We start from the raw sequence: 26,410 nt of genomic DNA on the forward strand, positions 1-26,410 counted from the left end.
CTGGACTCAGGGTCGCTGGTCGCTGGTCGCTGAGGCGGTCCGGCAGAGCTGGGGGTACGCCTCGCCGGGCTGTGGAGCCGAAGCGTCGCCCGGCGCTCCTCGACGTTGCCCTGTGCCTCAGGACCATGGGAGGGCAGCTGCATGGGCTGTCGGGCTGCCTATGGAGCTGCCCCGTCTGCGCTACCGGTAGCGCATGTCCTCGGCCGACGCTGCCCACCGTGACGCGAAGATGCCCCGTTGGTGCGGGCAGCTCCATAGCGCCTGGAAGGCGTATCACCCCCGGCGTGCCGTCAGGCTGTCGCGGATCTTCAGCGGCTGGCTCCGGGCTCCTCCAGCATCGTCCCCGCGATGGTGGAGAGCAGCTCCCATGCCTCGTCCACGTGCGCCTGTGTGGTCAGTGGCGAGCCGACCGCAAGGCGCAGGGTGTACCGGCCGGCGACCCGGGTGTGGGTGAGCAACACCCGGCCCGTGGCGTTGACCCGGGACAGCAGTTCGACGCCGGCCTCGTCGCCGGCGGTGAGCCGGAAGCAGACCAGCGAGAACGGGTGCGGCGCGGCGAGCGTGAACCGGTCGTCGGCGCGGACGCGGGCGGCGAACCTGTCGGCGAGGGCCACCCCGGAGCGGATGTGCGCCCGCAGCCCCTCCACCCCGTACCAGCGCAGCACGAACCACAGCTTCAGGGCGCGGAACCGACGCCCCAGCGGCACCTGCCAGTCCCGGTAGTCGATCACCGCGCCGGTCTCGGTCGCCGCGTTGTGCAGGTACTCCGGCAGCACCGTCAGCGCCTCGATCAGCTCACCGGAGTCGGCCACCCAGAACGCGTCGCAGTCGAAGCCGGTGAGCAGCCACTTGTGCGGGTCGAAGCAGTACGAGTCGGCGTACTCCAGACCGACGTGCGACCAGCGCAGCTCCGGGCAGACCGCCGCCGCCCCGGCGTACGCGGCGTCGACGTGCAGCCAGACACCGAGCTCCGCGCAGATCGCGCCGATCTCCGGCAGCGGGTCGACGGCGGTGGTGGAGGTCGTGCCGATCGTGGCCACCACGATCGCGGGCACGTCGCCGGCGGCCAGGTCCGCCCGGATCGCCTCGCGCAGCGCGTCCGGGCGCATGGCCAGGGTCTCCGGGTCGACGTCGATCACCCGTACCCCGTCGAGGCCCAGCCCGGCGATCCGGGCCGCCTTCTCGATGGACGAGTGGCCCTGGCTGGAGGTGTAGGCGCGGTAGCGGCGGTCGATCCCGGCGGCCCGCCATCGGCCTCCGCCGGCCCGGTGCAGCGCGGCGAGGGTGGCCACCAGGGTCGCCGAGGAGGCGGAGTCCTGGATCACGCCGCCGCCGCTGCCGGTGGAGCGGAATCGCTGCGGCAGGTCGAGCAGCCCGGCCAGCCAGTCCAGCACCACCGTCTCCAGCTCGGTGCAGGCCGGGCTGGTCGCCCACAGCATGCCCTGCACGCCGAGCCCGGAGCTGATCAGGTCGCCCAGCACGCTCGGGCCGGAGGTGTTCGCCGGGAAGTAGCCGAAGAAGCCCGGGTGCTGCCAGTGGGTCAGGTGCGGGGTGACCAGGTCGTCCAGGTCGGCGAGCAGGGCCTCGACCGGCTCGCCGTGCGTGGTCGGGCCGGTCGGCAGCGCGGCTGCCAGCGTCCCCGGCGGGGCGTGCGAGGTGACCGGGCGCTGCCCGAGCGTCGCCCAGTAGTCGGCGATCCAGTCCACCGCCGCGTGCCCGGCCCGGCGGAACTCCTCGGGGTCCATGTGCTCAGCCATCCGCCGAGTTGATCAAATCCCGCCGCCGAGGGCAAGGCCCGCTCGGGGGCGCTTCCGGCAGGCGGGAAGGGCACGGCTGTTGCCTGCCGGAAAGCGTTGTCCTAGCATTCGTGCAGCGCGGAGTCGAACTACGGACGTCAATGCGTCCGCCCACCACCCCAGCGCGGCGCACCGCCACCGCCGGCCCAGGGCAGGCCGACGGGCATCGCGTCGCCGCGCGCCCGACCTCCCCGGAGGCACGCCCGTGCACCCCAGCAGATCCCGTCGCCGCGCCGTCCTGCTCGCCGCGGCGACGGCCACCGCCCTCACCGCCACCACCCTGACCGCCGGCACCCTCGGCGCCGTGGCGGCCTCGGCCGCCGCCGGCTGCCGCGTCGATTACAAGATCATCAACCAGTGGGGCGGCGGCTTCGGCGCCGATGTCACCGTCACCAACCTCGGCGACCCGGTCAACGGCTGGACCCTCACCTGGTCCTACGCCGCCGGTCAGCAGGTCGCCCAGGCGTGGAACGCCACCGTCACCCAGTCCGGTGCCCAGGTCACCGCCCGCGACGCCGGCTACAACGCCGCCATCGGCACCGGCGGCACCGCGAACTTCGGCTTCAACGCCTCGTGGAACGACGCAAGCAACCCCGTCCCGGCGAGCTTCGCGCTGAACGGCACGACCTGCACCGGCGCCACCACCCCGACGACCACCCCGACGACCACCCCGACGACCACCCCGCCCACCACCACCCCGCCCACCACCGCGCCGCCGCCCACCACGCCGCCCCCCACCACCCCGCCCGCCGGGGCGAAGCAGGTCGAGGACCTCGACCGGGGCCTGATCAGCGTCCGTTCCGGCAGCGGGAACCTCGTCTCCTGGCGGCTGCTGGGCACCGAGACCTCCGGGGTGTCGTTCAACCTCTACCGGGGCTCGACCAGGGTCAACGGCAGCCCGATCGCCGGTGCCACCAACCACCTCGACAGCGGGGCCGCCGCCGGGTCGGCGTACACGGTGCGGGCCGTGGTGAACGGCGTTGAGCAGGCGGCGTCGGGGCCGGCGCTCCAGTTCGCGGGCGGCTACCTCGACGTGCCGATCCAGCCGCCGGCCGGGGGCACCACCCCGACCGGGGAGGCGTACACCTACGCCGCCAACGACGCCAGCGTCGGCGACCTCGACGGCGACGGCCGCTACGAGATTGTGCTCAAGTGGGACCCGTCCAACGCCAAGGACAACTCCCAGTCCGGCTACACGGGCAACGTCTTCGTCGACGCGTACACCCTGACCGGCGCCCGGCTGTGGCGCATCGACCTCGGGCGCAACATCCGGGCCGGCGCCCACTACACCCAGTTCCAGGTGTACGACTACGACGGCGACGGCCGGGCCGAGGTGGCCATGAAGACCGCCGACGGCACCCGCTCCGGCACCGGTCAGCTCGTCGGCTCATCCTCGGCGGACCACCGCAACTCCAGCGGGTACGTCCTGTCCGGCCCCGAGTACCTGACCATGTTCGACGGCCGGACCGGCGCGATCCTGTCCACCGTCAACTACGACCCGCCGCGCGGCACCGTCTCCTCCTGGGGCGACAGCTACGGCAACCGGGTCGACCGGTTCCTCGCCGGCACCGCCTACCTCGACGGCCAGCGCCCCTCACTGATCATGGCCCGGGGCTACTACACCCGCGCCGTCATCGCCGCCTGGGACTTCCGCGACGGCACCCTCACCAGGCGGTGGACGTTCGACTCCAACGCCTCCGGCAACTCCGCCGCCGCCGGCCAGGGCAACCACCAGCTCTCCGTCGCCGACGTCGACGCCGACGGCCGGCAGGAGATCGTCTACGGCGCGGCCACCATCGACGACAACGGCCGGCTGCTCTACTCCACCGGCAACGGCCACGGCGACGCCCTGCACGTCGGCGACCTCGACCCCGGCCGCGCCGGCCTGGAGATCTTCAAGGTCGACGAGGACGCCAGCAAGCCCAGCTCCTGGTTCGCCGACGCCCGCACCGGGCAGATCATCTGGTCCACCCCTGCCTCCGGCGACAACGGCCGGGGCGTCTGCGCCGACATCTGGGCCGGCAGCCCCGGCGCCGAGTCCTGGTCCTCCGCCGTCGGCGGCCTCGCCGACACCAGGGGCCAGAACGTCGGCCGTAAGCCGTCCTCGGCGAACTTCCTCGCCTGGTGGGACGGCGACCCGGTGCGTGAACTCCTCGACGGCACGAAGGTCGACAAGTACGGCACCGCAGGCGAGACCCGACTGCTCACCGGCAGCGGCGTCAGCTCCAACAACGGCACCAAGTCGACCCCGGCGCTGTCCGGCGACATCCTCGGCGACTGGCGGGAGGAGGTCGTCTGGCGCACCAGCGACAGCACCGCGCTGCGCATCTACAGCACCCCGACCCCGACCGGCACCCGGATTCACACGCTGATGCACGACCCGCAGTACCGGACCGCGATCGCGTGGCAGAACACGGCCTACAACCAGCCGCCGCACCCGGGCTTCTTCATCGGGGACGGCATGGGAACCCCGCCCGTGCCGAACATCTACCTGCGCTGAGCGCTGGACGTCCTGCCCGCCGGGGACACCGGCAGGGCGGGTGGCAGGCACCGGGCCGCAGCCGCGGAATCCGCACAGCTCCGGCCCGGTGCACCACACCGCGGCACCCCCGACCCGTCCCGACCGGGGAGTGCCGTACCACCACCGGAACCAAAGTTACGCGCCGTCCGCGACGCGGGGGTGACGCCGTTATGAAGACCGTGTTTCGGGCGTTTCCCGCAGCTTCACCCGGCCCGGCGCAGTCCACCCGCCACCTTGTCCGCGATCAGCTCGTACGAGCGCACCCGGTCGGCCACGTCGTACACCAGCGTGGTCAGCATCAGCTCGTCCGCGCCGGTGCGCTCCAGCAGGCCGGTGAGCTGCCGGCGTACCGTCTCCGGCGACCCCAGCGCCTGCCCCTCCCGCCGGGCGAGCGCGAACTCCCGCTCCGCCTCCGTGTACGGGTACGCCGCCGCCTCGTCCGGCGTGGCGAGGGGCTCCGGCCGCCCCGAGCGCAGCCTCAGGAACGACAGCACGCTCGGCCCCGCCAGCCACTCCGCCCGCTCGTCGGTGTCCGCGCAGACCGCGTTCACCGCCACCATCGCGTACGGCTTCTCCAGGAACCGCGACGGCCGGAAGTGCTGCCGGTACAGCGCCAGCGCCGGCAGCGTGTGCTGCGCGCTGAAGTGGTGCGCGAACGAGAACGGCAGCCCCAGCAGCCCGGCGAGCTGCGCGCTGAATCCGCTGGACCCCAGCAGCCAGACCGCGGGCTGCAGGCCCCGCCCCGGCGTGGCCGTGATCGGCCCCGGGCGCTCCCCGGAGAAGTAGTTCATCAGGTCGGCCAGTTCCCGGGGGAACCCCTCGGCCGACAGCCCCTCCATCGTCCGGCGCAACGCGAGCGCGGTGACCTGGTCGGTCCCCGGGGCCCGGCCGATCCCCAGGTCGATCCGGCCCGGGTGCAGCGCTTCGAGGGTGCCGAACTGCTCGGCCACCACCAGCGGGGCGTGGTTGGGCAGCATCACCCCGCCCGAGCCCAGTCGGATCGTGGAGGTGTTCGCCGCCAGGTGCGCGAGCAGCACCGCCGGCGCGGAGCTCGCGATCGCCGGCATGTTGTGGTGCTCGGCCACCCAGAACCGGCGGTAGCCCAACTCCTCCGTGCGCCGGGCCAGCTCGGTGGTGTGCCGCAGGGCCGCGCCGGCGGTGGCGCCGGCCGCGACCGGGGCAAGATCAAGAACAGACATCGGTACGTTGATCACGCGATCGTCCAACCCGTCCCGTGCCGGAATTGTTCCCCTCGCCGGGTACGTGTGGCTCAACCCATCCCGCGCGCCTGCTCGAAGATCAGGCTGGTCTGGGTGTGCTGCACCGCCGGGTCCACCGCGAGATGGTCCAGCACGAAGTCCCGCAGCGCGTCCCCGGACGCCGCCCGCACGTGCAACACGTAGTCCTCCGCGCCCGCCACGTGGAACACCGACACCACCCCGGGCAGTCGCACCGACCGGGCCCGGAACGCGTCCACCGCCGCCCGCTCGTGCGCCGTCAGCCGCACCGACACCAGGGCCTGCAACGGCAGTCCCACCGCCGCCGGGTCCACCTCCGCGTGGAACCCCCGGATCGCCCCGCACTCCCGCAGCGACCGGGTCCGGGTCAGGCATGTCGACGGCGCCACCCCCACCCGGTCCGCCAGGGCGTTGTTCGGCAGTCGGCCGTCCACGGCCAACTCGGTCAGGATCGCGCGATCGACGTCGTCCAGGGCGGCGAAGGGCCGCACATCATTCGGTGCGAGGGGCATTCCACCATCCTGCTCCGAATCATCGCGTTGTCAAAGACCACCAAACAGAATCTTCTGCGATTCTCTTGCCGGTTCTCGCTCTGATGTTCGACGCTTCCCGCATGACGACCGTGGACACCAGAGCAGTGCACGCCGGCCGCGCCGACCTGGCCGCCCTCGGCGTCCACGTCCCACCCATCGACCTGTCCACCACCAACCCCCTGCCGTCGGTCACCGACGGCGGCGACGCGTACGAGCTCCTCGCCACCGGCGGCACCCTCCCGCCCGGCGGCAGCGCCGTCTACCAACGCCTCTGGAACCCCACCGTCGCGCGCTTCGAGACCGCCCTCGCCGAGCTCGAAGGCACCGCCGCCGCCGTCGCCTTCGCCAGCGGCATGGCCGCCCTCACCGCCACCGTCCTCGCCGCCACCCGGGACGGGAAGCGCCACATCGTCGCCGTCCGCCCCCTCTACGGCGGCACCGACCACGTCCTCGCCACCGGCCTGCTCGGCACCGAGGTCACCTGGGCCCACCCGGACGGCGTCGCCGCCGCCGTCCGCCCCGACACCGCCCTCGTCATCGTCGAGACCCCCGCCAACCCCACCCTCGACCTCGTCGACATCGCCGCCCTCGCCACCGCCGCCGGCGACGTGCCCCTGCTCGTCGACAACACCGTCGCCACCCCCGTCCTCCAGCAACCCGCCCGGCACGGCGCCGCGCTCGTCCTGCACAGTGCCACCAAGAGCATCGGCGGCCACGGCGACGTCCTCGCCGGCGTCGTCGCCTGCGACGACCAGTGGGCCGCCCGGCTGCGCCAGGTCCGCGCCCTCACCGGCGCGATCCTGCACCCCCTCGGCGCGTACCTGCTGCACCGCGGCCTCCAGACCCTGCCCGTGCGGGTCCGCGCCCAGTCCGCCGGCGCCGAGAAGCTCGCCGGCTGGCTCGCCCGGCACCCCGCCGTAGCCCGCGTGCACCACCCCGGCATCGACGACCCCGCCGGGCTCGTCGGCCGGCAGATGGCCGGCACCGGCAGCCTGCTCGCCTTCGAGGTACGCGGCGGCGCGTCCGCCGCCGCAGCCGTCGCCGGGGCGTGCCGGCTGATCACCCACGCCGTCTCCCTCGGCGGGGTGGACACCCTCATCCAGCACCCGGCCTCGCTCACCCACCGGCCGGTCTCCGGCGACGCCAAGCCGGTCGGCGGTCTGCTGCGGATCTCCGTCGGCCTGGAGGACCCGGAGGACCTGCGGGCGGACCTGGAGCAGGCGCTCGCCGCGCTCGCCTGACCGACGGGTGCTCGGGTCGGGCGGCGGTCCCGCCCAGCGGGGTCAGGACTTCGGGCCGACGTGCCGGTCCAGCGCGGCGACCGCCTCGCGCCTGGCCACCGACAGCGAGTTGCGGCGGCTCATCCGCCAGGCGACGCCCAGCAGGCCCAGCGCCCACTGGCACAGCCCCATGATGTCGGCCGACTCGTTGGTGAACATGTAGCGGGGATAGACGTAGCCTTTGCCGCGCACGGTCACCCGGTTGGCGAACCGGCAGCCGTCGGAGTGGAAGAGGCCGCGAACGAAGTCGCCGGGGTGGGCGGTGACGATCTCGCGCTGCCAGTCGGCGAGGACGATGGGCCGCTCGTGCTTTTTGCCCGGCCCGTGCTGCGGCAGCAGGCAGGGCCAGTGCACGCCGTAGCTCTGCACGCTGACGCACCCCTGCTGCTGAACCCGTTGCACTTTTGCCGCCAAGACCGCTCGCATGGCGGAGTCGCAAGCCTCGATAAGGCCCGGCCACACGTTGCTGCACGAGATCCTCAGGACCGGAACCCGACTCGAGGTGGTGAGGTGCCCATCTCCGAGGTAAAGCCCCAGGAGATAGGCATAGGCATGTGGGTCTGTCGAATTGCCGATACCGGGACCGCAGCGAAAACAGCGGAAGGCGGTGCCTTGCTGCTTCGGCTCAGGACGATGCCTGCACCACTGACGGACCGTCGCGTAGGCGAGGCCGACACTGCGGGCGGTTTCGGCAACCGTGGCCCCGGAGAGGTAGAGGCGGCGGGCGCGCGCTCGGATCTCAGGTGGATGCACCCACCCATCTTCGAACGCCTGTATGACAACTTCTGTGCCCCCGGTGGGACTCGAACCCACACTGTCGGAGGTTTGAGCTCCGTCTCTCTTCCGGTTGGAGTACAGGGGCTTCCGTGGTTCGGCCCTGACAGACTACCCACTACGCTAGGGGCGGCGACACCCGGCACGGCGGTGTCGGGCACAGACTGGTGGGAGTGGCTCGTGGCCGAGACGCAGACGGATGCCGAGCGCAGGCGGGTATTGATCGCCGAGGACGAGGCGCTCATCCGGCTGGACCTGGCCGAGATGCTGGTCGAGGAGGGCTACGACGTCGTCGGCGAGGCCGGCGACGGCGAGACCGCGGTCCGCCTCGCCGAGGAACTGAAGCCCGACCTGGTCATCCTCGACATCAAAATGCCGATCATGGACGGGCTGGCCGCCGCCGAGCGGATCGCCGGCGCCCGGATCGCCCCGGTGATCATCCTGACCGCGTTCAGCCAGCGTGACCTGGTGGAGCGGGCCCGGGCGGCCGGCGCTATGGCGTACCTGGTGAAGCCGTTCCAGAAGAGCGACCTGGTGCCGGCGGTGGAGATCGCGCTGTCCCGGTACTCGGAGGTCGCCGCGCTGGAGGCCGAGGTCGCCGGCCTGACCGACCGGCTGGAGATCCGCAAGACCGTGGAGCGCGCCAAGGGCGCGTTGATGACCACCTACGGGATGACCGAGCCGCAGGCGTTCAAGTGGATCCAGCGCACGGCGATGGACCACCGGCTGACCATGAAGGAGGTCGCCGAGCGGATCCTCGCCGAGACCGCCGGCGGCGAGGTGGCCCAGCCGGCCTCCTGACGGCCCCGTCGGGTGGGGTCCGCGCATCGCGGGCTCCCCGTCGTTGCGATTGATCGATACGATCGCGTCCATGCCTTCTCGGCGCCTGCGGGCGATGCCTGGCGTGGCGGCCGCGTGTGCGGCGCTGCTGGCCGCGTGCGCGGTGCTGCTGGCCGGGTGCTGGTCGGCCCCGCGTCCCGCGCCGGAGCCGACCCCGCTGCGTCCCGACTGGCGGGCGGTGACCCTGCCGACGCCGCCGGGCGCTCCGGGGCGGTTGCTGCTGCGCGACGCGGCGGCCTGCGGTGGGCGCTGGTTCGTGGTGGGCGCGGTCGCGGACGCGGCGGGCGCGACCCGGCCGGCGGCGTGGTCCAGCACGGACGGGGTTTCCTGGTCGGCGCTGCCGGTGCGGGGCGAGTCGTTCTACGGCCGCCAGCACGTGCTGTACGCGGTCGCCTGCCGGGACGGCCGGATCGCGGCGCTGGGGGCGAAGAACGGCGGGGTGCACGGCAACCCGCGTACGGGCACCTGGGTGCAGCGGCCGGACGGGTCGGTGCGCGAGGTGCTGGCGGGGTTCGAGCTGTTCGGCGGGCAGCGGGCCGTGGCGGCGGGCCGGCTGGCGGCGGGGCCGGGCGGCTGGTTGATCGCCGGCGCCCGGGTGGACGGGGCGGCGGTGTGGACGTCGCCGGACGCGTCCAGGTTCGCGATCCTGGAGGGCGCACCGGAGTTGGCGGGCGACGGTCGGGGTCGCACGGCGGCGTACGACGCGGTGGCCGGGTCGTCCGGATGGCTGGTGGTGGGCTCGCTGCTGCCGGCCGGTGGCGCGGCGCTGGCCCCGTTGGCGTGGACATCGGCGGACGGGCAGGCCTGGCGGCGGGCCGAGTTGCCCACCCCGGACGGGCGGGGCCGGGCGCAGCGGGTGGTCCTGCTCGACGGCGAGCCGGTGGCGGTGGGTCCGGTGCGGGACGGCTTCGCGGCATGGCGGCCGGCGGCGGCCGAGTCGGTGGGGGAGCTCAGCCCGTCGGGACCGCCCACGGAACCGGGCCGGGCGGCGCAGTGGCGGCGGGTCGGCGGGTTCGGGGCGGCCGGTCCGGGGGTGCTGTCGGTGGTCGGCCTGGCGGTGGTGGGGCGCCGATTGGTGGCGGTGACCGGCGACGGGGCCGGCCGGCGGTTGTGGGCCTCGGCGGATGGTGGCGTGTCGTGGCGGGCGGTGACGGTGCCGGGACCGGCGGCGGTGCCGGACAGCGGGGACACGGCGGTGGCGGTGGCCGGTGGGGAAGAGCGACTGTTGTTGCTGGCGGACGACGGTGGATCGTCCCGTGCCTGGTGGGCGGTGCCGCCGTGGATCGACCGGTAGCGGGTGGTCCGGCTGATGCCCGTTACCGATGCAGCGCAGGTGAGGACATTTCAGGATAGAAATTTCTTACAGCGATCGTCTCCGCTTCGCCACGGCGTGTAACGGTTCGGTCAACCCCGCTGCCTGGGGCTTACGTCACAGCTTCCTGGTGGGATAACGTCCCGCCCCAGACCGGCGACGACGGTCTGGTTCGTCCGCCCCCGCAAGAGCCAATGGGCAGCGGGTGGTTCGGGCCATGGGACGGAGGAGGGTTCGGGCCTTGAGGCAGAAGCTCGCACGCGTGATCGGTGGCGTCGCCATGCTGGCGCTCGTCGCCGGTGGCACCGCTTGCTCCAGCGGCAGCGACGAGGAGGAGGCCGGAGGCAGCGCCTGCGGCAGCAAGATCGCGTTCTTCGGCGCCCTGACCGGCAGCTCGGCCGCGCTGGGCATCAACGAGAAGAACGGCGTCAAGCTCGCGGTCGACAAGTACAACAAGGAGAACGCGGACTGCAAGGTCGAGCTCACCGAACTGGACTCGCAGGGCAGCCCGGACCAGGCCCCGGGGCTGGCCCAGAAGGCGATCGACGACACCAAGATCCTCGGCGTCGTCGGCCCGGCCTACTCGGGTGAGTCCGAGGCCGCCGGTCCGCTGTTCAACGAGGCCGGTCTGGTCACCATCACCGCCTCCGCGACCAACCCGAAGCTGGCCCAGCAGAAGTGGAAGACCTTCTTCCGGGCGGTCGGCAACGACCTGAGCCAGGGCCCGGCGGCCGGCAACTACATCAAGAACGTCCTCAAGGCCGACAAGGCGTACGTCATCGACGACCAGTCGGCGTACGGCGCGGGCCTGGCCGACGAGGTCAAGAAGGTTCTCGGCCCGGCGGTCGCCGGCTCGGACAAGGTCCAGGGCGAGGGCAAGCAGACCGACTTCTCCGCCGTGGTCACCAAGGTGAAGGCCGCCAACGTGAAGGCCGTCTTCTACGGTGGCTACTACCAGGAGGCCGGTCTGATCCGCAAGCAGCTCACCGCTGCCGGGGTCACCGCGCCGCTGATCGCCGGCGACGGCGTCAACGACGGTGCGTACATCACCTCCGCCGGCCAGGCCGCCGCCGAGGGCACCATCCTGACCTGCCCGTGCCAGCCGTCCACCGAGGCCCGGGGCACCTTCGCCGCGGACTACAAGGCCCTGAACGGCACGGACCCGGGCACCTACAGCGACACCGCCTACGACGCGGCGAACATCCTGCTCGCCGGCATCAAGGCCGGTAAGACCACCCGCGAGGGGCTGCTGGAGTTCGTGAAGGGCTACAGCGGCGAGGGCGTCGCCGCCAGCTACAAGTTCGTCGAGGGCGGCGAGCTGGACCCGGCGCAGGTCAAGGTCTGGGCGTTCAAGGTGACGGGCGGCAAGGTCGTTCCGGACCAGGAGATCCCCAAGTCCTGAAGCCGGTCGCTGCGACAAGCGATTGAGTAGTGATCGCGGGTGCGGCCGGGAGCTCGCTCCCGGCCGCACCCTCTTTTTCTCCACACCTGACGGAGCGTCCCTCCCTTGGACTTCGACGGACTCTTTTCCAACATCGGCACCCTGACCACGACCGGCCTGACGCAGGGCGCGATCTACGCCCTGGTGGCGCTCGGCTACACGCTGGTCTACGGCGTGCTCAGACTCATCAACTTCGCTCACTCCGAGGTCTTCATCGCGGGCGCGTTCGCCGCGATCTGGACCTGGAACGGGTTCGGTCTTGACCAGGACTCGTCAGTGAGCGGGCTCGGGTCGATCCTTTTCTATCTGCTGGTGGCCATGATCGCCGCGGCGATCGCATCGGCGGGCACCGCGACGGTGATCGAGCGGGTGGCGTACCGGCCGCTGCGCAAGCGCAACGCGCCGCCGCTGGCCTTCCTGATCACCGCGATCGGCGCCTCGATCGCGATCTCCGAGGCGTTCGGCGTCTACACCCGCCGCCTGCCGCAGGGCGCCCCCACGTTGGTCAGCCCAAAGCCGTTGTTCCACCTGTTCGGAGTGCCGATCGACGGGGTGCAGCTGCTCACCGTCGGCGCCGCGCTGGCGATGATGATCGCCCTCGACCTGTTCATCAACCGCAGCCGGACCGGCCGGGGTATCCGGGCGGTGGCCCAGGACGCCAACACCGCCGCGCTGATGGGCGTGAACAAGGACCGGGTGATCCTCATGGTCTTCATCGCCGGCGGCAGCATGGCCGGCGTGGCGGGCCTGCTCTACGACGTGCGGATCCAGACCCTGACCTACAGCGTGGGCTTCCTGCTGGGGCTCAAGGCGTTCACCGCCGCGGTGCTCGGCGGCATCGGCAACCTTCGCGGCGCGCTGGTGGGCGGCCTGCTGCTGGGCGTGGTGGAGAACTACGCCTCGGGCCTGTTCGGGAGCCAGTGGAAGGACTTCGCCGCCTTCGCCGTCCTGGTGGTGCTGCTGATGTTCCGGCCGACCGGCCTGCTGGGTGAATCGCTGGGGAGGGCACGGGCATGACGACGGTCCTGGAGAAGGTGCGCTCCGGCCGCGAGGCGGTCGGCGAGCGCTGGCACGGTGCCCCACGCTGGGTGCGCTGGGTGCTGCTGGCCGCGGTGATCGTGTTCTTCTACGCGCTGCCGAACAGAGAGTTCTACCAGTACCTGGGGCCGATTCCGACCCCGGGCTCGAACTTCACCCAGGTCCTGTTCACCGTCTCGATCTACGTGTTGCTGGCGGTCGGGCTGAACATCGTGGTCGGCTTCGCCGGCCTGCTCGACCTGGGCTACTTCGGCTTCTTCGCCGTCGGGGCGTACACCGTGGCGGTGCTGACCTCGCCGAGCAGCAACCTCAAGACACTGTGGCCGTGGCTGCTGGTGGTGCCGATCGCGATCGCCCTGACCATGGTCTCCGGTGTCATGCTCGGCACGCCGACCCTGCGGCTGCGTGGCGACTACCTGGCGCTGGTGACCCTCGGCTTCGCCGAGATGATCCGCATCGCGGCGACCAGCTCGGCGTTCCTCAAGGGGCAGCGGGGCTTCAACCAGATCCCGCACCCGCCCGGCAAGTACGCCGACGGCAAGCCGTACTTCGGCGTGCTCGACGCCCGGCCGTACTACTGGCTGGTGCTCACGCTGATCATCCTGGTGGTGATCGGGGTGCGGAACCTGACCCACAGCCGGGTGGGCCGGGCCTGGATCTCGATCCGGGAGGACGAGGACGCGGCCCAGCTCATGGGCGTGCCGACGTTCAAGTTCAAGCTGTGGGCGTTCGCCGCGGGCGCGGCGATCGCCGGCCTGGCCGGCGCGCTCTTCGCGGGCAAGCAGAACTTCGTGAACTCGCAGAACTTCGAGCTGCTCAACTCGATCATCATTCTCGCCGCGGTGATCTTCGGCGGATCGGGCAACATCGTCGGCGCGATCGTCGGCGGCGGCCTGGTGGCGTACATGATCGAGCGGTTCCGCGGCATCGAGTTGTTCGGCGTCGAGCTCTACGAGTACCGGTTCCTCTTCTTCGGCCTGGTCCTCGTGGTGATGATGATCTTCCGGCCGCAGGGCCTCATCCCGAACCGACGACGGGCGGCGGAGTTCAAGGACCGTCGCAAGGAGGTGATCGTCGGTGAGTGACACCGAACAGACCCCGGCCGTTCCGGCCCAGGCGGGTGCGCCCGCCGTCGAGGCGGTGTCGCGGCGCGAGCCGCTGCTGGAGGTCGACCACGTGACGCTGCGCTTCGGCGGCGTCGTGGCGCTGAACGACGTGGACTTCACCCTCTACAAGGGGGAGATCCTCGGCCTGATCGGGCCGAACGGTGCCGGCAAGACCACCTGCTTCAACGCGATGACCGGGATCTACCAGCCCACCGAGGGGCAGATCCGGTTCCGTGGCCAGAAGATCAGCGGCAAGAAGCGTCACCAGATCACCAAGATGGGCATGGCGCGGACGTTCCAGAACATCCGCCTCTTCCCGGAGATGACCGCGCTGGAGAACGTCCAGGTCGGCGCGGACGCGCACCACAAGACCAGCGTGGTCGCCGCGCTGTTCCGGCTGCCGCGGTACTGGAGGGAGGAGCGCGAGGGCCGGGAGAAGGCCGAGCGCCTGCTGGAGTTCGTCGGCATCCGGCACCGGATGCACGAGTTCGCCCGCAACCTCTCGTACGGCGAGCAGCGCCGCCTGGAGATCGCCCGCGCGCTGGCGACCGATCCGATGCTGCTGTGCCTGGACGAGCCCGCCGCCGGCTTCAACCCGGCGGAGAAGGAAGAACTGCTCCAGCTCATCCGGCAGATCCGCGACACCGGCGTCACCGTGCTGCTGATCGAGCACGACATGCGGCTGGTGATGGGCGTGACCGACCGGATCGTGGTGCTGGAGTTCGGGAAGAAGATCGCCGAAGGGCTGCCCGCCGAGGTGCGGGACAACCCGAAGGTGATCGCGGCGTACCTGGGGGTGCCGGACGATGCTGCTTGAGATCGAGGACGTGAGCCTGCTCTACGGGCGGATCCAGGCGCTGCACGGCATCAGCCTGACCGTGGACGAGGGCGAGATCGTCGCCCTGATCGGCGCGAACGGCGCCGGCAAGTCGACCACCATGCGGGCGATCTCCGGCATCCGGCCGATCGCCACCGGCGCCATCCGGTTCAACGGCGAGGACATCTCCAAGCTCCGCGCGGACCTGCGGGTCCGGCGCGGGCTGTGCCAGGCGCCCGAGGGCCGGGGCATCTTCCCCGGCATGACGGTGCTGGAGAACCTCGACATGGGGGCGTACACCCGGCGGGACCGGGCCGGCGTCGCCCAGGACCTCAAGCGGGTGCTGGAGCTGTTCCCCCGGTTGGCCGAGCGGCGCAAGCAGGCCGGCGGCACCCTCTCCGGCGGCGAGCAGCAGATGCTCGCGGTCGGCCGGGCGCTGATGAGCCGGCCGAAGCTGCTGCTGCTCGACGAGCCCTCGATGGGGCTGGCGCCGATGCTGATCCAGCAGATCTTCACCATCATCACCGAGATCAACCAGCAGGGCACCACGATTTTGCTGGTGGAGCAGAACGCCCAGCAGGCGCTGGCCCGCGCCCACCGGGCGTACGTGCTGGAGACCGGCCGGATCGTCAAGTCCGGTACGGGCGCCGAGTTGTTGCACGACCCGTCGGTCAAAGAGGCGTACCTCGGCGTGGCCTGACCGGCCGGCCCCCTCAGTAAGGAGTGTCCCCTCATGTTCCAGCTCAACGGTGGTCGGCGGGCGGCGTTCGGTGCCGCCGGCGCGGCAGTGCTCCTGCTCTCCCTCGCCGCGTGCGGTGAGGAGGAGAGCACCCAACAGCCCGGCGCCGGCCCCTCGGTCAGCGCCTCCGCCGACTCGTCCCTGGCCGACAAGGTGCCGGCCGCGATCAAGGCCGACGGCAAGATCGTCGTGGGCACCGACTCGACGTACGCCCCGGCGGAGTTCCTCGACTCGGACGGCAAGACGGTGATCGGCTTCGACGTGGAGCTGTTCTCGGCGGTGGCCCAGAAGCTCGGCCTGAAGGCGGAGTTCGTCTCGGCTCCCTTCGGCGACATCATCAACGGCGTCAACACCGGCAAGTACGAGGTCGGCGTCTCCTCGTTCACCGTCAACCCGGAGCGCAAGCAGCAGGCCAACATGGTCAGCTACTTCCAGGTCGGCACCCAGTGGGTGGCCAAGAAGGGCAACCCGGCGGGCGTCACCCTCGACAACGCCTGCGGCAAGAAGATCGCCGTGCAGAAGGACACCGTCCAGGTTGAGGACGTCCAGAAGCGGTCGAAGGCGTGCACCGACGCCGGCAAGCCGGCGATCACGGTGGAGCAGTTCCCGGGCCAGGACGCCGCGACGGCCGCGGTGGTGTCCGGCAAGGACGACGCCATGCTCGCCGACTACCCGGTCGGGGTGTACGCGGTCACCCAGTCCAACGGTGCCCTCGACCTGCTCGACAAGCAGTACGAGGCCGCGCCGTACGGCTACGTGGTGAGCAAGGACCAGGCGGCGTTCGCCGAGGCCGTCCGCGACGCCACGAAGGCGTTGATCGCCGACGGGTCGTACAAGACGGTGCTGGACAAGTGGAAGGTGGCCGACGGTGCCATCACCGACCCCGCGGTCAACCCGTAACCCGACATGACGACCGACGAAGCGACAACCGCACGGGCACGGCCGGAGCCGATCCGCGCCGTGCCCGTGCGGCATCCGGGGCGCTGGGTCACGGTGGCCGTGCTGGCCGTGCTCACCGCGATGTTCGTCCACGTGCTGGTCACCAACGAGGCCTTCAACTGGTCGTTCATGGTGGACAAGATGTTCCGCCCGCCGATCATCGAGGGCCTGCTGCGCGGCACCGTGCTGATGACGGTGTGCGCGATGCTGATCGGCGTCGTGCTGGGCGTGGTCATCGCGGTGATGCGACTGTCCGACAACCCGATCCTGCGTGGGGTCGGGTGGCTCTACACCTGGTTCTTCCGCGCGGTGCCCCGGCTGGTGCTGCTTGCGGTCTTCGGCAACATCGGCATCCTGTGGAGCCGGATCGAGTTCGGGGTGCCGTTCGACACCCAACTGGGCCAGCTCTTCGGCATCGACAACCTGCAACTGCGGCTGTTCGGCTTCTCCTCCCGGGACATCCTCACCGGGTTCATGGCCGGCCTGCTGGGGCTCGCGCTGTCCGAGGCGGCGTACATGGCCGAGATCGTCCGGGCCGGCATCCAGTCGGTGGATCCCGGGCAGACCGAGGCGGCCCAGGCGCTGGGCATGGGCCGGGGCCAGTTGCTGCGCCGGGTGGTGCTGCCGCAGGCGATGCGGGTGATCATCCCACCGACCGGCAACGAGACGATCGCCATGCTCAAGGACACCTCGCTGTTGCTGTACGTGCCGGTGAGCGTCGAGCTGTTCTTCCAGCTCGACGCGGTCGGCAAGCGGACGTTCCAGATTTTCCCGATGTATGTCGCGGCGTGCCTGTGGTATCTGTTCCTGACCAGCCTCCTGCTGGTCGGCCAGTACTTCCTGGAGCGGCACTTCGGCAGGGGGTACGGCAGCACCGGACGGGCCCGGCTGCGGCTGCGCGGGATGGCCGCGGAGACCGGCGGGAGCCCGGGGAAGGGGGAGCTGTGACCGAGCTGGTGGTCCCCGCCCAGGCCGACGCGCCAGCCGCCGAGTCGGACGTGATGGTCCGGGCCGAGCAGGTGCACAAGTCGTTCGGGCCGCTGGAGGTGCTCCAGGGCATCGATTTGGAGGTCCGCGCCGGGGAGGTGTGCTGCCTGCTGGGCCCGTCCGGGTCCGGCAAGTCGACCTTCCTGCGCTGCATCAACCATCTGGAGAAACTCGACGCCGGCCGGATCTGGGTCGACGGCGAGCTGATCGGCTACCGGGAGTACGGCGGGAAGCTGCACGAGCTGCGGGAGCGGGAGGTGGCCGCGCAGCGCCGCGCCATCGGCATGGTGTTCCAGCGGTTCAACCTGTTCCCGCACATGACGGTGCTCCAGAACGTCGTCGAGGCGCCGGTGCTGCTCGGGCAGGAGAAGAGGGCCGCAGCCCGGGAGCGTGCGGCGACACTGCTGGAGCGGGTCGGGCTGGGCGACAAGCTCGGCGCGTACCCCGCTCAGCTCTCCGGCGGCCAGCAGCAGCGGGTGGCGATCGCCCGGGCCCTGGCGATGCAGCCGAAGCTGATGCTCTTCGACGAGCCGACCAGCGCGCTGGACCCGGAGCTGGTGGGCGAGGTCCTGGACGTGATGAAGGACCTGGCCCGCGACGGCATGACGATGATCGTGGTGACCCACGAGATCGGCTTCGCCCGGGAGGTCGGCGACTCGCTGGTCTTCATGGACGGCGGCGTGGTGGTGGAGTCCGGGAACCCCCGTGAGGTGATCGCGAACCCGCGCCACGAGCGGACCAGGTCCTTCCTGGCGAAGGTGCTCTGATCGGCGCCCCGGCGCGGGCGGACGCCCGCGCCGGGGACGTGCCGGTGTCCCGGGTTGTCACCGCCCCGGGCTAGAGTCGCGGGCGTGACAGCTACGACGCCGCGCCTGCTTCTCGTCGACGGACACTCCCTGGCATACCGGGCGTTCTTCGCCCTGCCGGTGGAGAACTTCTCCACCACGACGGGGCAGCCGACAAACGCCGTCTACGGCTTCACCTCGATGCTGATCAACGTGCTGCGCGACGAGCAGCCCACCCACATCGTCGTCGCCTTCGACGTGTCCCGCCGCTCCTTCCGCACGGAGAAGTACGCGGAGTACAAGGCGGGCCGCAGCGAGACCCCGACGGACTTCAAGGGCCAGGTCAGCCTGGTCAAGGAGGTGCTGGACGCGCTCCAGATCCCGGTGGTGGAGATGGAGGGCTACGAGGCCGACGACGTCATCGCCACCCTCGCCTGCCAGGCCCGGGACCAGGGCATGACGGTGCTGATCTCCAGCGGCGACCGGGACGCCTTCCAGCTCATCGACGACAACATCACGGTGCTCTACCCGCGCAAGGGCGTCTCCGACCTGGCCCGGATGGACGCCGCGGCGATCGAGGCGAAGTACGGCGTCGGCCCGCAGCGCTACCGCGACCTGGCCGCCCTGGTCGGCGAGACCAGCGACAACCTGCCGGGCGTCCCCGGGGTGGGGCCGAAGACCGCAGCCAAATGGATCAACCTGTACGGCGGGGTCGACGGCGTCATCGCCCACGCCGACGAGATCAAGGGCAAGGCCGGCGACAGCCTGCGCGAGCGGCTCGCCGACGTGATCCGCAACTACGAGATCAACTGCCTGGTCTCCGACCTGGAGCTGCCGCTCCGCCCCGAGGACGCCCGCTGGGCCGGCTGGGACCGGGAGGCGGTGCACCAGGTCTTCGACACCCTGGAGTTCCGCATCCTGCGCGACCGGCTCTACCAGTACCTGGAGGCCGTGGAGCCGGAGGCCGAGGCCGGGTTCGACCTGACCGGCGAGAAGCTCACCGAGCCCGGCGCGCTGGCCGGCTGGCTCGACGCGCACGCCCCGGCCGGCGTCCAGGTCGGCGTCGCGGTGAAGACGCCGGCGAAGCCGACGACCCCCCGGGAGCGGTACGAGCCGCAGCTCGACGGCGTGGCCCTGGCGCTGGCGGCCGGCCCGGCGGCCTGGTTCGACCCGGCAAAGCTGGCCGAGGGCGACGAGCGAGCCCTGGCCGGCTGGCTGGCCGACCAGCAGCGGCCCAAGGTGGTGCACGACAGCAAGCACGCCCGGCTGGCGTTCGCCGCCCGCGGCTGGGACTTGGCGGGCGTGGCCCGCGACACCGAACTGGCCGCCTACCTGGCCCGCCCCGACCAGCGCTCCTACGACCTGACCGACCTGGCGCTGCGCTACCTGCACCGGGAGCTGCGGGTCGACGCCCCGGAGACCGGTCAGCTCACCCTTGACGGCCTCGGGGACGACGGCGAGGCCGAGCAGAACCTGATGCTCCAGGCCCGGGCCACCCTCGACCTGGCCGACGCGATCGACGCCGAGCTGTCCCGCGACGGCGAGCAGTCCGCCCGGCTGATGGCGGGGGTCGAACTGCCGCTGTCGGAGGTGCTCGCCACGATCCAACAGGTCGGCATCGCCGCGGACCTGGACTATCTCCAGGAACTGGAGTCGCACTTCGCGGGCGAGGTCAAGGCCGCGGCCCAGGGCGCGTACGCCGCGGTGGGGCGGGAGTTCAACCTGGGCTCGCCGAAGCAGCTCCAGGAGCTGCTCTTCGGCGAGTTGGGGCTGCCCAAGACCAAGAAGATCAAGACTGGCTACACCACGGACGCCGACGCCCTCCAGTGGCTCTACGCCCAGAACCCGCTGCCGGTGCTGGAGCACCTGCTGCGCCACCGGGACGTGGCCAAGCTCAAGTCGACCGTCGACGGCCTGCTCAAGTCGGTCTCCGACGACGGCCGCATCCACACCACGTTCAAGCAGACGGTGGCGGCCACCGGCCGGCTCTCCTCCACCGACCCGAACCTGCAGAACATCCCGATCCGCACAGAGGAGGGCCGGCGGATCCGCCGGGCCTTCGTGGTGGGACAGGGGTACGACTGCCTGCTCACCGCCGACTACAGCCAGATCGAGATGCGGATCATGGCGCACCTGTCGTCGGACGACGCGCTGATCGAGGCGTTCAACTCCGGCCGCGACTTCCACGCCGCCACCGCGTCGTCGGTGTTCGGGGTGCCGGTGGAGGCGGTCACCGCCGACCAGCGCCGCAAGATCAAGGCAATGAACTACGGCCTGGCGTACGGGCTGAGCGCGTTCGGCCTGTCCCAGCAGCTCGGGATCACCGCCGAGGAGGCGCGCGGGCTGATGGAGAACTACTTCGCCGGCTTCGGCGGCGTCCGCGACTACCTCAACGAGGTCGTCGCCCGGGCCCGGCACGACGGCTACACCTCCACCCTCCTGGGCCGCCGGCGATACCTCCCCGACCTGGTCAGCGACAACCGGCAGCGCCGGGAGATGGCCGAGCGGATGGCCCTGAACGCCCCGATCCAGGGCTCGGCGGCCGACATCATCAAGGTCGCCATGCTGCACGTCGACGCGGCGCTGCGCGACGCCGGCCTGCGGTCCCGGATGCTGCTCCAGGTGCACGACGAGCTGGTCTTCGAGGTGGCCCCGGGCGAGCGGGACGCCCTGGAGGCGCTGGTCCGCAAGGAGATGGGCGGGGCGTACCCGCTGTCGGTGCCGCTGGAGGTGTCCGTCGGGGAGGGCCGCGACTGGAACAGCGCCGACCACTGACGCTCCACCGGGTCGCCGCGGCGGTCGGTCGCCGCGGCCCCGGTCGACGTGCACCGGGGGCCGCGGCCCGTTCACTTGAGCGGGTCGTGGCCCCAGTTCATCAGCGACCACCGCCACTTCGTGTCGCGCACGTTCCCGGACGGCCGCTGCGCCATGTGCCGGCGGACGTACCCGACGACCTTGCGCATGTGCTGGTAGTCGGCCTCGGAGAGCCCGTCCCGGCCGCGCCGCAGCAGGTTGATGATCTTCCGGCCGGACTCGTGCCCGACCGACTCGCCGCCGCCCGCCCGGCCGCCCTTGTGCGAGCCGACCTGCTTCGACTCGTCGGTCTCCAGCCACGTCGACAGCTCGCCCGGCTTCATGTTCACCGCCTCGGCGAACTCCCGGTAGGTGTCGCGTCCCCGCTCAGCCCTGCTCACGGCGCAGCACCTCCGGCCGGTGGGCGACGTCTCGTCCCGAGTCGTCGACGCGGATGCGGTACTGCGGCTCGTCCTGCGACGCGTTCACGGTGTGCCCGCGCACGTGCGTTCGCTCGGTCAGCTCCTCCCGCACCACTCCGTGGGCGCGGCCGCTGTGGCTGGCCCAGGAGACGTGGTCACCCCTGCGGAACTTCTTCTCGGCCATGGAGGCTGGCTACCCGGGGTGCCCCCGGCCAAACGGGGGGGCTACGCGGTGAGCTCGGCGACCGGCAGCTTGATCTCGAACGGCTCGGTCAGCTCGGTCAGCTCCGCGCTGTCGGCCACCAACTCGTACTGCCGCTCACCGCTCAGGCTGAGCCGGCCGCTGAGCCGGTACGCGTACACGTGCACCGGGTCCTGCTCGATGCGCCAGTAGAACGGGATGCCGGCGGCGGCGTACTCGCCCGGCTTGGCGAAGCGGTCGACCCGCCGGGTGCCGGGGGACACCACCTCCACCGCGAGGACGACGTCCTCCGGCAGGAGCAGGGAACGGTCGGACCGCACCTCGGCGCGGCGCAGCAGCACGTCCGGCTGTCGGCTGGTGTTCACGTTCAGCGCCACCCCGACGGCCTGCGTGGCGCGGAGGTGGTCGGGCGCGTGGGACCGCAGCCACAGCCAGAGCAGGCTGGCGATGTCCTGATGGCCCAGGGTGGGGGAGGGTGTCACCTGGATGACTCCGTCGACGAGTTCGACGCGCGGGGCGTCGTCCGGCAGGTCGGGCAGGTCTTCCAGCGTGTAATCGGCACGCTGCTGCCGGATCGGGTCCGGACACCAGGGGTCAGGTGGTGTCGCGATCGGCTCGGCGCTCACCCGGTCAGCGTAACCCCGGCCCCCGCCCGGGGCGTCGCACCTGCTGTGCGACTCCGCTCAGCCGGCGGGCTTCTCCGCGACGAAGATGGCGGTGCCGGGGAAGAGCCGGCCGCGCAACGGGCTCCACTGCCCCCAGATCCCCTCGTGCTCCTCCGGCCACTCCGGCTCCACCAGGTCGACCAGCCGGAACCCGGCGCCGACCAGCTCGCGGACCCGGTCGCCGAGGGTGCGGTGCTGCTCGACGTACGTCGCCGCGCCCGCCTCGTCCTGCTCCACGTAGGGGGAGCGGTCGAAGTACGAGTGCACGGCCGTCAGGCCGCCCTGGCCCGGGTCGTCGAGGAAGACCCAGCGCATCGGGTGGGTCACCGAGAACACCCACCGGCCGCCGGGCCGCAGCACCCGGAACACCTCGCGCATCACCGCCGCCGAGTCGGCCACGAACGGGATCGCCCCGAACGCCGTGCACGCGGTGTCGAACGCCGCGTCCGCGAAGGGCAGCGCGAGCGCGTCGGCCTGCACCAGTGGCACCCGTACACCCGAGCGGTCGGCGGCCGCCGCGGCGTGCCGCAGCATGCCGATGGACAGGTCCAGCGCGACCGGTCTCGCCCCCGCCGTGGCCAGCCAGCGGGCGGCGGCCGCCGCCCCGGCGCCCACCTCCAGCACCCGCCGCCCGGCGACGTCGCCGAGCAGCCGGGCCTCGGACTCCCGCAGCCCTTCGGGGCACCAGACGAACTCCACGTCGCCGAGGAACGCGCCGTGCTCGGCCTGGTAGTCGTCGGCGTCGGCGTCCCACCAGCCACGGTTGGCCCGCCGGCTCTCCGCGTCGGTGACCGGGCGCCGCAGCACGCCCGGCGGGTCGGCGTGGGTGGCGGCACCCGCCCGGTCGTCGGTCATCGCGGCAGTCTAGTGGCCACCCGGCCTGCTCCCCGGTTCCGCGCCGACGCGGCCCGCCGCCCGGGCGCGGCGCCGGCCGGACGGGGCAAAGCACCGCCTGTCGGGACGTAAGAGGCGGCGCATCGCGAAAGCGGGCTGGATCACTTATGCCCGGGGCTTGCACGCTGTGGTAATGCACACGGTAGGCTGGACGATGCGCTCGCGGATCGTGTGCCTCGGCAGGGAGCAGGTGCGCGGTCGACGGAGCCACATCAGGATCTCACTCAGCGATCGTTCGGTGTGCCCGGCGACGGATCCGTTGGCGCGAACAGGTCACCGCGACACCAGCCTGCTGTGACAACCCAAAACCCATCCGACCGGAGCAACCGCCCACATGACGAGCAGCATCGAGGCCCCCTCGAGCGCCACCCGGGTCACCCACGACGATCTCGGTTCCGAGGAGGCTTTCCTCGCCGCGATCGACGAGACCATCAAGTACTTCAACGACGGCGACATTGTCGAAGGCACCGTCGTCAAGGTCGATCGGGACGAGGTCCTGCTCGACATCGGCTACAAGACCGAGGGTGTCATCCCCTCTCGGGAGTTGTCGATCAAGCATGACGTGGACCCGGCCGAGGTCGTTTCGGTCGGTGACCACATCGAGGCCCTGGTCCTCCAGAAGGAGGACAAGGAGGGTCGTCTGATCCTCTCCAAGAAGCGGGCGCAGTACGAGCGGGCCTGGGGCACGATCGAGAAGATCAAGGACGAGGACGGTGTCGTCCGCGGCTCGGTCATCGAGGTCGTCAAGGGTGGTCTCATCCTCGACATCGGGCTCCGCGGCTTCCTGCCCGCGTCCCTGGTCGAGATGCGGCGGGTGCGTGACCTGCAGCCGTACGTCGGCCGTGAGCTCGAAGCCAAGATCATCGAGCTGGACAAGAACCGCAACAACGTGGTCCTCTCCCGCCGGGCCTGGCTGGAGCAGACGCAGTCCGAGGTGCGCACCGAGTTCCTCAACAAGCTGCAGAAGGGCCAGGTCCGCAAGGGCGTCGTGTCCTCGATCGTCAACTTCGGCGCGTTCGTCGACCTGGGCGGCGTGGACGGCCTGGTGCACGTCTCCGAGCTGTCCTGGAAGCACATCGACCACCCGTCCGAGGTCGTCGAGGTCGGCCAGGAGGTCGAGGTCGAGGTCCTGGACGTCGACCTGGACCGCGAGCGGGTCTCGCTGTCGCTGAAGGCGACCCAGGAGGACCCGTGGCGGCAGTTCGCCCGCACCCACGCGATCCAGCAGATCGTGCCGGGTAAGGTCACCAAGCTGGTGCCGTTCGGCGCCTTCGTCCGGGTGGACGACGGCATCGAGGGCCTGGTCCACATCTCCGAGCTGGCCGAGCGCCACGTGGAGATCCCGGAGCAGGTCGTCCAGGTCGGCTCCGAGGTCATGGTCAAGGTCATCGACATCGACCTGGAGCGTCGTCGGATCTCGCTGTCGCTCAAGCAGGCCAACGAGGGCTTCGTCGAGGGCGAGGAGCACTTCGACCCGACCCTCTACGGCATGGCCGCGACCTACGACACCGAGGGCAACTACATCTACCCGGACGGCTTCGACCCGGAGACGGGCGAGTGGCTCGAGGGGTACGACAAGCAGCGCGAGACCTGGGAGAACCAGTACGCCGAGGCGCGTCAGCGCTGGGAGGCCCACACCAAGCAGGTGCAGACCTCCCGGGCCGCCGACGCCGAGGCCGCTGCCAACCCGGCTCCGGCGGTGTCCACCGGTGGCACCACCACCACCTCGACCAGCTCGGCCCCGAGCCGGCAGGCCGAGGAGCCGGCCGGCACCCTGGCCACCGACGAGGCGCTCGCCGCTCTGCGGGAGAAGCTCGCCGGCGGCAAGTGACCCGCTGACGACGACGGGCCCCGTCCCCGCGATCCGGTTTCACCGGGTCGCCGGGGGCGGGGCCCTCGCCGTGCCCGGCCCTGCGGGATGCCCGGCGCCTGCAGGGTGTCGGGCCCGTCCCGCGTCGTGCCGGTCCGTGCTTCTGCTCGGCCCCCATGATCGAGCCTGACCGTGGGCCACCAGCGGCACCCGGCACCGGCCGTGGGGCCGGTTTGGCTCGGCGCACGGGATCCGGTTGACTGGTCCGGTGTTGAAGGTGGGACTGACCGGCGGGATCGCGTCCGGCAAGAGTGCTGTCGCGGCGCGGCTGGCCGCGCTCGGCGCGGTGTTGATCGACTCCGACCGGATCGCCCGGGAGGTGGTCACCCCGGGCAGCGAGGGACTGGCGGAGGTCGTCGCCGCCTTCTCCGACCGGGTGCTCGGCCCCGACGGCGCACTGGACCGGGCCGCGCTGGGCGCGGTCGTCTTCGCCGACGAGGCGGCCCGCCGTCGGCTGGAGGCGATCACCCATCCCCGGGTCCGGGCCCGCAGCGCCGAACTCGTCGCGGCGGCGGCCCCGGACGCGGTCGTCGTCAACGACGTGCCGCTGCTGGTCGAGGTCGGGCTCGCCCCGACGTACCACCTGGTGGTCGTCGTGCGGGCGGAGGTGGCGACCCGGCTGGCCAGGCTGGAGCGCGACCGGGGCATGGGCCGGGCGGATGCCGAGCGGCGGATCGCCGCGCAGGCCGACGACGCCCGCCGCCGGGCGGCGGCCGACGTGGTGCTGTCCAACGACGGCACCCTCGACGAGTTGCACGCCGCGGTGGACCGGCTGTGGCGGGACAGGCTGCTGCCGTACGAGGCGAACGTGCGAGACCGGCGCGCGGTGCGCGCCGAGCGGGTGAGGCTGGCCGAGCCCGACCCCACCTGGCCCCAGCAGTACGCCCGGCTGGCGGCCCGGATCCGGCACGCGATCGCCCCCGCCGACCTGCGGATCGACCACATCGGGTCGACCGCCGTGTCCGGCCTGGCGGCCAAGGACGTCATCGACATCCAGCTCGCGGTGCCGAGCCTGGCCGAGGCGGACGGTCCGCTGGCGGACCGACTCGCCGCCGCGGGGTTTCCCCGGCTGCCCGGCCAGTGGTGGGACAACCCCCGGCCGGAGGGCCGCGACCGGTGGGAGAAGCGTCTGCACGGCAGCGCCGACCCCGACCGGCCGGTGAACCTGCACCTGCGTCCGGCTGGCTCGCCCGGCTGGCGCTACGCCCTGCTGATGCGGGACCACCTGCGCGCGGACCCGGACCAGCGGGCGGCGTACCTGGCGCTCAAGCGGGAACTGGCGGCCAGCGCGCCGGACACCGTGACGTACACCGCCAAGGATCCGTGGTTCGCCGAGGAGCACCACCTCGCCGAGGAGTGGGCCGAACGGAGCGGCTGGCGGCCCTGACCCTCGTATCCGTCCTGCGCCCCGGGCCGGG

22 protein-coding genes, 1 tRNA gene and 2 pseudogenes are annotated in these 26,410 nt (G+C 71.6%); 15 read left to right on the forward strand and 10 right to left on the reverse strand.

Annotated features, from left to right (window positions below):
* Nucleotides 1–308: 308 nt before the first annotated feature.
* Nucleotides 309–1,757 carry a pyridoxal-dependent decarboxylase gene (locus ABT023_RS13560; RefSeq protein ID WP_350885064.1) on the reverse strand — a complete coding sequence of 483 codons (1,449 nt, stop codon included), beginning with the start codon at nucleotides 1,755–1,757 and terminating at the stop codon, nucleotides 309–311.
* Nucleotides 1,758–2,001: 244 nt separating this feature from the next.
* Between ABT023_RS13560 and ABT023_RS13565 the strand changes: the two genes are divergently transcribed.
* A complete protein-coding gene (locus ABT023_RS13565) occupies nucleotides 2,002–4,296 on the forward strand; it encodes a rhamnogalacturonan lyase family protein (protein WP_350885066.1) in 2,295 nt (764 codons plus the stop codon).
* Nucleotides 4,297–4,520: 224 nt separating this feature from the next.
* On the opposite strand, the gene ABT023_RS13570 is transcribed toward ABT023_RS13565, so the two are convergent.
* Both ABT023_RS13570 and ABT023_RS13575 read right to left on the reverse strand, forming a co-directional pair.
* Nucleotides 4,521–5,516, reverse strand: coding sequence for an LLM class flavin-dependent oxidoreductase (locus ABT023_RS13570; RefSeq protein ID WP_350885068.1), 996 nt, complete (start codon nucleotides 5,514–5,516; stop codon nucleotides 4,521–4,523).
* Between the two features lie 71 nt (nucleotides 5,517–5,587).
* Nucleotides 5,588–6,067, reverse strand: coding sequence for an Lrp/AsnC family transcriptional regulator (locus ABT023_RS13575; protein ID WP_350885069.1), 480 nt, complete (start codon nucleotides 6,065–6,067; stop codon nucleotides 5,588–5,590).
* A gap of 83 nt (nucleotides 6,068–6,150) precedes the next feature.
* Between ABT023_RS13575 and ABT023_RS13580 the strand changes: the two genes are divergently transcribed.
* Nucleotides 6,151–7,329 carry a trans-sulfuration enzyme family protein gene (locus ABT023_RS13580; protein ID WP_350885071.1) on the forward strand — a complete coding sequence of 393 codons (1,179 nt, stop codon included), beginning with the start codon at nucleotides 6,151–6,153 and terminating at the stop codon, nucleotides 7,327–7,329.
* Nucleotides 7,330–7,371: 42 nt separating this feature from the next.
* Here ABT023_RS13580 and ABT023_RS13585 read toward each other — a convergent pair whose 3' ends face one another.
* The 3 genes and pseudogenes from ABT023_RS13585 to ABT023_RS13595 all read right to left on the reverse strand — a co-directional run bounded on the left by ABT023_RS13585 (nucleotide 7,372) and on the right by ABT023_RS13595 (nucleotide 8,230).
* Complete coding sequence (locus tag ABT023_RS13585; protein ID WP_350885155.1) at nucleotides 7,372–7,737, reverse strand: hypothetical protein; 366 nt, start codon at nucleotides 7,735–7,737, stop codon at nucleotides 7,372–7,374.
* 276 nt (nucleotides 7,738–8,013) lie between these two features.
* Nucleotides 8,014–8,181: pseudogene (locus tag ABT023_RS13590) on the reverse strand (hypothetical protein); the annotation flags it as partial.
* Nucleotides 8,157–8,230 (reverse strand) — tRNA-Leu (locus ABT023_RS13595). The gene ABT023_RS13595 and the pseudogene ABT023_RS13590, both read right to left, overlap by 25 nt.
* Nucleotides 8,231–8,322: 92 nt before the next feature.
* On the opposite strand from ABT023_RS13595, the gene ABT023_RS13600 reads away from it, so the two are divergent.
* The 11 genes from ABT023_RS13600 to polA all read left to right on the forward strand — a co-directional run bounded on the left by ABT023_RS13600 (nucleotide 8,323) and on the right by polA (nucleotide 20,921).
* Complete coding sequence (locus ABT023_RS13600; protein ID WP_350885073.1) at nucleotides 8,323–8,943, forward strand: ANTAR domain-containing response regulator; 621 nt, start codon at nucleotides 8,323–8,325, stop codon at nucleotides 8,941–8,943.
* 70 nt (nucleotides 8,944–9,013) lie between these two features.
* Nucleotides 9,014–10,276: a hypothetical protein gene (locus tag ABT023_RS13605; protein WP_350885075.1), complete on the forward strand. Its 1,263-nt coding sequence runs from the start codon at nucleotides 9,014–9,016 to the stop codon at nucleotides 10,274–10,276.
* A gap of 259 nt (nucleotides 10,277–10,535) precedes the next feature.
* Nucleotides 10,536–11,696: a branched-chain amino acid ABC transporter substrate-binding protein gene (locus ABT023_RS13610; protein WP_350885077.1), complete on the forward strand. Its 1,161-nt coding sequence runs from the start codon at nucleotides 10,536–10,538 to the stop codon at nucleotides 11,694–11,696.
* Nucleotides 11,697–11,801: 105 nt separating this feature from the next.
* Nucleotides 11,802–12,752, forward strand: coding sequence for a branched-chain amino acid ABC transporter permease (locus ABT023_RS13615; protein WP_350885079.1), 951 nt, complete (start codon nucleotides 11,802–11,804; stop codon nucleotides 12,750–12,752).
* Nucleotides 12,749–13,858, forward strand: a complete 1,110-nt coding sequence (locus tag ABT023_RS13620) for a branched-chain amino acid ABC transporter permease (protein WP_350885081.1) — start codon at nucleotides 12,749–12,751, stop codon at nucleotides 13,856–13,858. The genes ABT023_RS13615 and ABT023_RS13620 overlap by 4 nt, the downstream gene beginning before the upstream one ends.
* Nucleotides 13,851–14,696: an ABC transporter ATP-binding protein gene (locus tag ABT023_RS13625; protein ID WP_502890665.1), complete on the forward strand. Its 846-nt coding sequence runs from the start codon at nucleotides 13,851–13,853 to the stop codon at nucleotides 14,694–14,696. Before ABT023_RS13620 ends, ABT023_RS13625 begins: the two co-directional genes overlap by 8 nt.
* Nucleotides 14,686–15,396: an ABC transporter ATP-binding protein gene (locus tag ABT023_RS13630; RefSeq protein ID WP_350885083.1), complete on the forward strand. Its 711-nt coding sequence runs from the start codon at nucleotides 14,686–14,688 to the stop codon at nucleotides 15,394–15,396. Before ABT023_RS13625 ends, ABT023_RS13630 begins: the two co-directional genes overlap by 11 nt.
* A 33-nt stretch (nucleotides 15,397–15,429) precedes the next feature.
* Nucleotides 15,430–16,335: an ABC transporter substrate-binding protein gene (locus ABT023_RS13635; protein ID WP_350885085.1), complete on the forward strand. Its 906-nt coding sequence runs from the start codon at nucleotides 15,430–15,432 to the stop codon at nucleotides 16,333–16,335.
* Between the two features lie 6 nt (nucleotides 16,336–16,341).
* Nucleotides 16,342–17,322 carry an amino acid ABC transporter permease gene (locus ABT023_RS13640; protein WP_350885087.1) on the forward strand — a complete coding sequence of 327 codons (981 nt, stop codon included), beginning with the start codon at nucleotides 16,342–16,344 and terminating at the stop codon, nucleotides 17,320–17,322.
* Between the two features lie 53 nt (nucleotides 17,323–17,375).
* Nucleotides 17,376–18,128 carry an amino acid ABC transporter ATP-binding protein gene (locus ABT023_RS13645; protein WP_350885151.1) on the forward strand — a complete coding sequence of 251 codons (753 nt, stop codon included), beginning with the start codon at nucleotides 17,376–17,378 and terminating at the stop codon, nucleotides 18,126–18,128.
* An 84-nt stretch (nucleotides 18,129–18,212) separates the two neighbouring features.
* Complete coding sequence (polA, locus tag ABT023_RS13650; RefSeq protein ID WP_350885089.1) at nucleotides 18,213–20,921, forward strand: DNA polymerase I; 2,709 nt, start codon at nucleotides 18,213–18,215, stop codon at nucleotides 20,919–20,921.
* Nucleotides 20,922–20,995: 74 nt separating this feature from the next.
* On the opposite strand, the pseudogene ABT023_RS13655 reads toward polA, so the two are convergent.
* The 4 genes and pseudogenes from ABT023_RS13655 to ABT023_RS13670 all read right to left on the reverse strand — a co-directional run.
* Nucleotides 20,996–21,340, reverse strand: a pseudogene (locus ABT023_RS13655) (DUF3140 domain-containing protein); the annotation flags it as partial.
* Nucleotides 21,327–21,545 carry a hypervirulence associated TUDOR domain-containing protein gene (locus ABT023_RS13660; protein ID WP_350885091.1) on the reverse strand — a complete coding sequence of 73 codons (219 nt, stop codon included), beginning with the start codon at nucleotides 21,543–21,545 and terminating at the stop codon, nucleotides 21,327–21,329. The gene ABT023_RS13660 and the pseudogene ABT023_RS13655, both read right to left, overlap by 14 nt.
* A 41-nt stretch (nucleotides 21,546–21,586) precedes the next feature.
* On the reverse strand, nucleotides 21,587–22,189 hold the full coding sequence (locus tag ABT023_RS13665) for a Uma2 family endonuclease (protein WP_350885093.1): 603 nt from the start codon (nucleotides 22,187–22,189) through the stop codon (nucleotides 21,587–21,589).
* Between the two features lie 57 nt (nucleotides 22,190–22,246).
* Nucleotides 22,247–23,083, reverse strand: coding sequence for a class I SAM-dependent methyltransferase (locus tag ABT023_RS13670; protein WP_350885095.1), 837 nt, complete (start codon nucleotides 23,081–23,083; stop codon nucleotides 22,247–22,249).
* Nucleotides 23,084–23,456: 373 nt separating this feature from the next.
* On the opposite strand from ABT023_RS13670, the gene rpsA reads away from it, so the two are divergent.
* Nucleotides 23,457–24,953: a 30S ribosomal protein S1 gene (gene rpsA / locus ABT023_RS13675; protein WP_350885097.1), complete on the forward strand. Its 1,497-nt coding sequence runs from the start codon at nucleotides 23,457–23,459 to the stop codon at nucleotides 24,951–24,953.
* Nucleotides 24,954–25,200: 247 nt separating this feature from the next.
* Nucleotides 25,201–26,379, forward strand: a complete 1,179-nt coding sequence (coaE, locus tag ABT023_RS13680; RefSeq protein WP_350885098.1) for a dephospho-CoA kinase — start codon at nucleotides 25,201–25,203, stop codon at nucleotides 26,377–26,379.
* Nucleotides 26,380–26,410: the final 31 nt, after the last annotated feature.

The sequence above is a fragment of the Micromonospora sp. NPDC002296 genome (assembly GCF_040296145.1).
Lineage (GTDB): Bacteria > Actinomycetota > Actinomycetes > Mycobacteriales > Micromonosporaceae > Micromonospora.

What these genes read in the sequence shown, in the direction of transcription:
- ABT023_RS13560 (WP_350885064.1), bottom strand. Translation starts at nt 1,757, where the DNA reads ATGGCTGAGCACATGGACCCCGAGGAGTTCCGCCGGGCCGGGCACGCG.
- ABT023_RS13570 (WP_350885068.1), bottom strand. Translation starts at nt 5,516, where the DNA reads ATGTCTGTTCTTGATCTTGCCCCGGTCGCGGCCGGCGCCACCGCCGGC.
- ABT023_RS13575 (WP_350885069.1), bottom strand. Translation starts at nt 6,067, where the DNA reads ATGCCCCTCGCACCGAATGATGTGCGGCCCTTCGCCGCCCTGGACGAC.
- ABT023_RS13580 (WP_350885071.1), top strand. Translation starts at nt 6,151, where the DNA reads ATGTTCGACGCTTCCCGCATGACGACCGTGGACACCAGAGCAGTGCAC.
- ABT023_RS13605 (WP_350885075.1), top strand. Translation starts at nt 9,014, where the DNA reads ATGCCTTCTCGGCGCCTGCGGGCGATGCCTGGCGTGGCGGCCGCGTGT.
- ABT023_RS13620 (WP_350885081.1), top strand. Translation starts at nt 12,749, where the DNA reads ATGACGACGGTCCTGGAGAAGGTGCGCTCCGGCCGCGAGGCGGTCGGC.
- ABT023_RS13630 (WP_350885083.1), top strand. Translation starts at nt 14,686, where the DNA reads ATGCTGCTTGAGATCGAGGACGTGAGCCTGCTCTACGGGCGGATCCAG.
- ABT023_RS13635 (WP_350885085.1), top strand. Translation starts at nt 15,430, where the DNA reads ATGTTCCAGCTCAACGGTGGTCGGCGGGCGGCGTTCGGTGCCGCCGGC.
- ABT023_RS13640 (WP_350885087.1), top strand. Translation starts at nt 16,342, where the DNA reads ATGACGACCGACGAAGCGACAACCGCACGGGCACGGCCGGAGCCGATC.
- ABT023_RS13645 (WP_350885151.1), top strand. Translation starts at nt 17,376, where the DNA reads ATGGTCCGGGCCGAGCAGGTGCACAAGTCGTTCGGGCCGCTGGAGGTG.
- ABT023_RS13660 (WP_350885091.1), bottom strand. Translation starts at nt 21,545, where the DNA reads ATGGCCGAGAAGAAGTTCCGCAGGGGTGACCACGTCTCCTGGGCCAGC.
- ABT023_RS13670 (WP_350885095.1), bottom strand. Translation starts at nt 23,083, where the DNA reads ATGACCGACGACCGGGCGGGTGCCGCCACCCACGCCGACCCGCCGGGC.
- rpsA (WP_350885097.1), top strand. Translation starts at nt 23,457, where the DNA reads ATGACGAGCAGCATCGAGGCCCCCTCGAGCGCCACCCGGGTCACCCAC.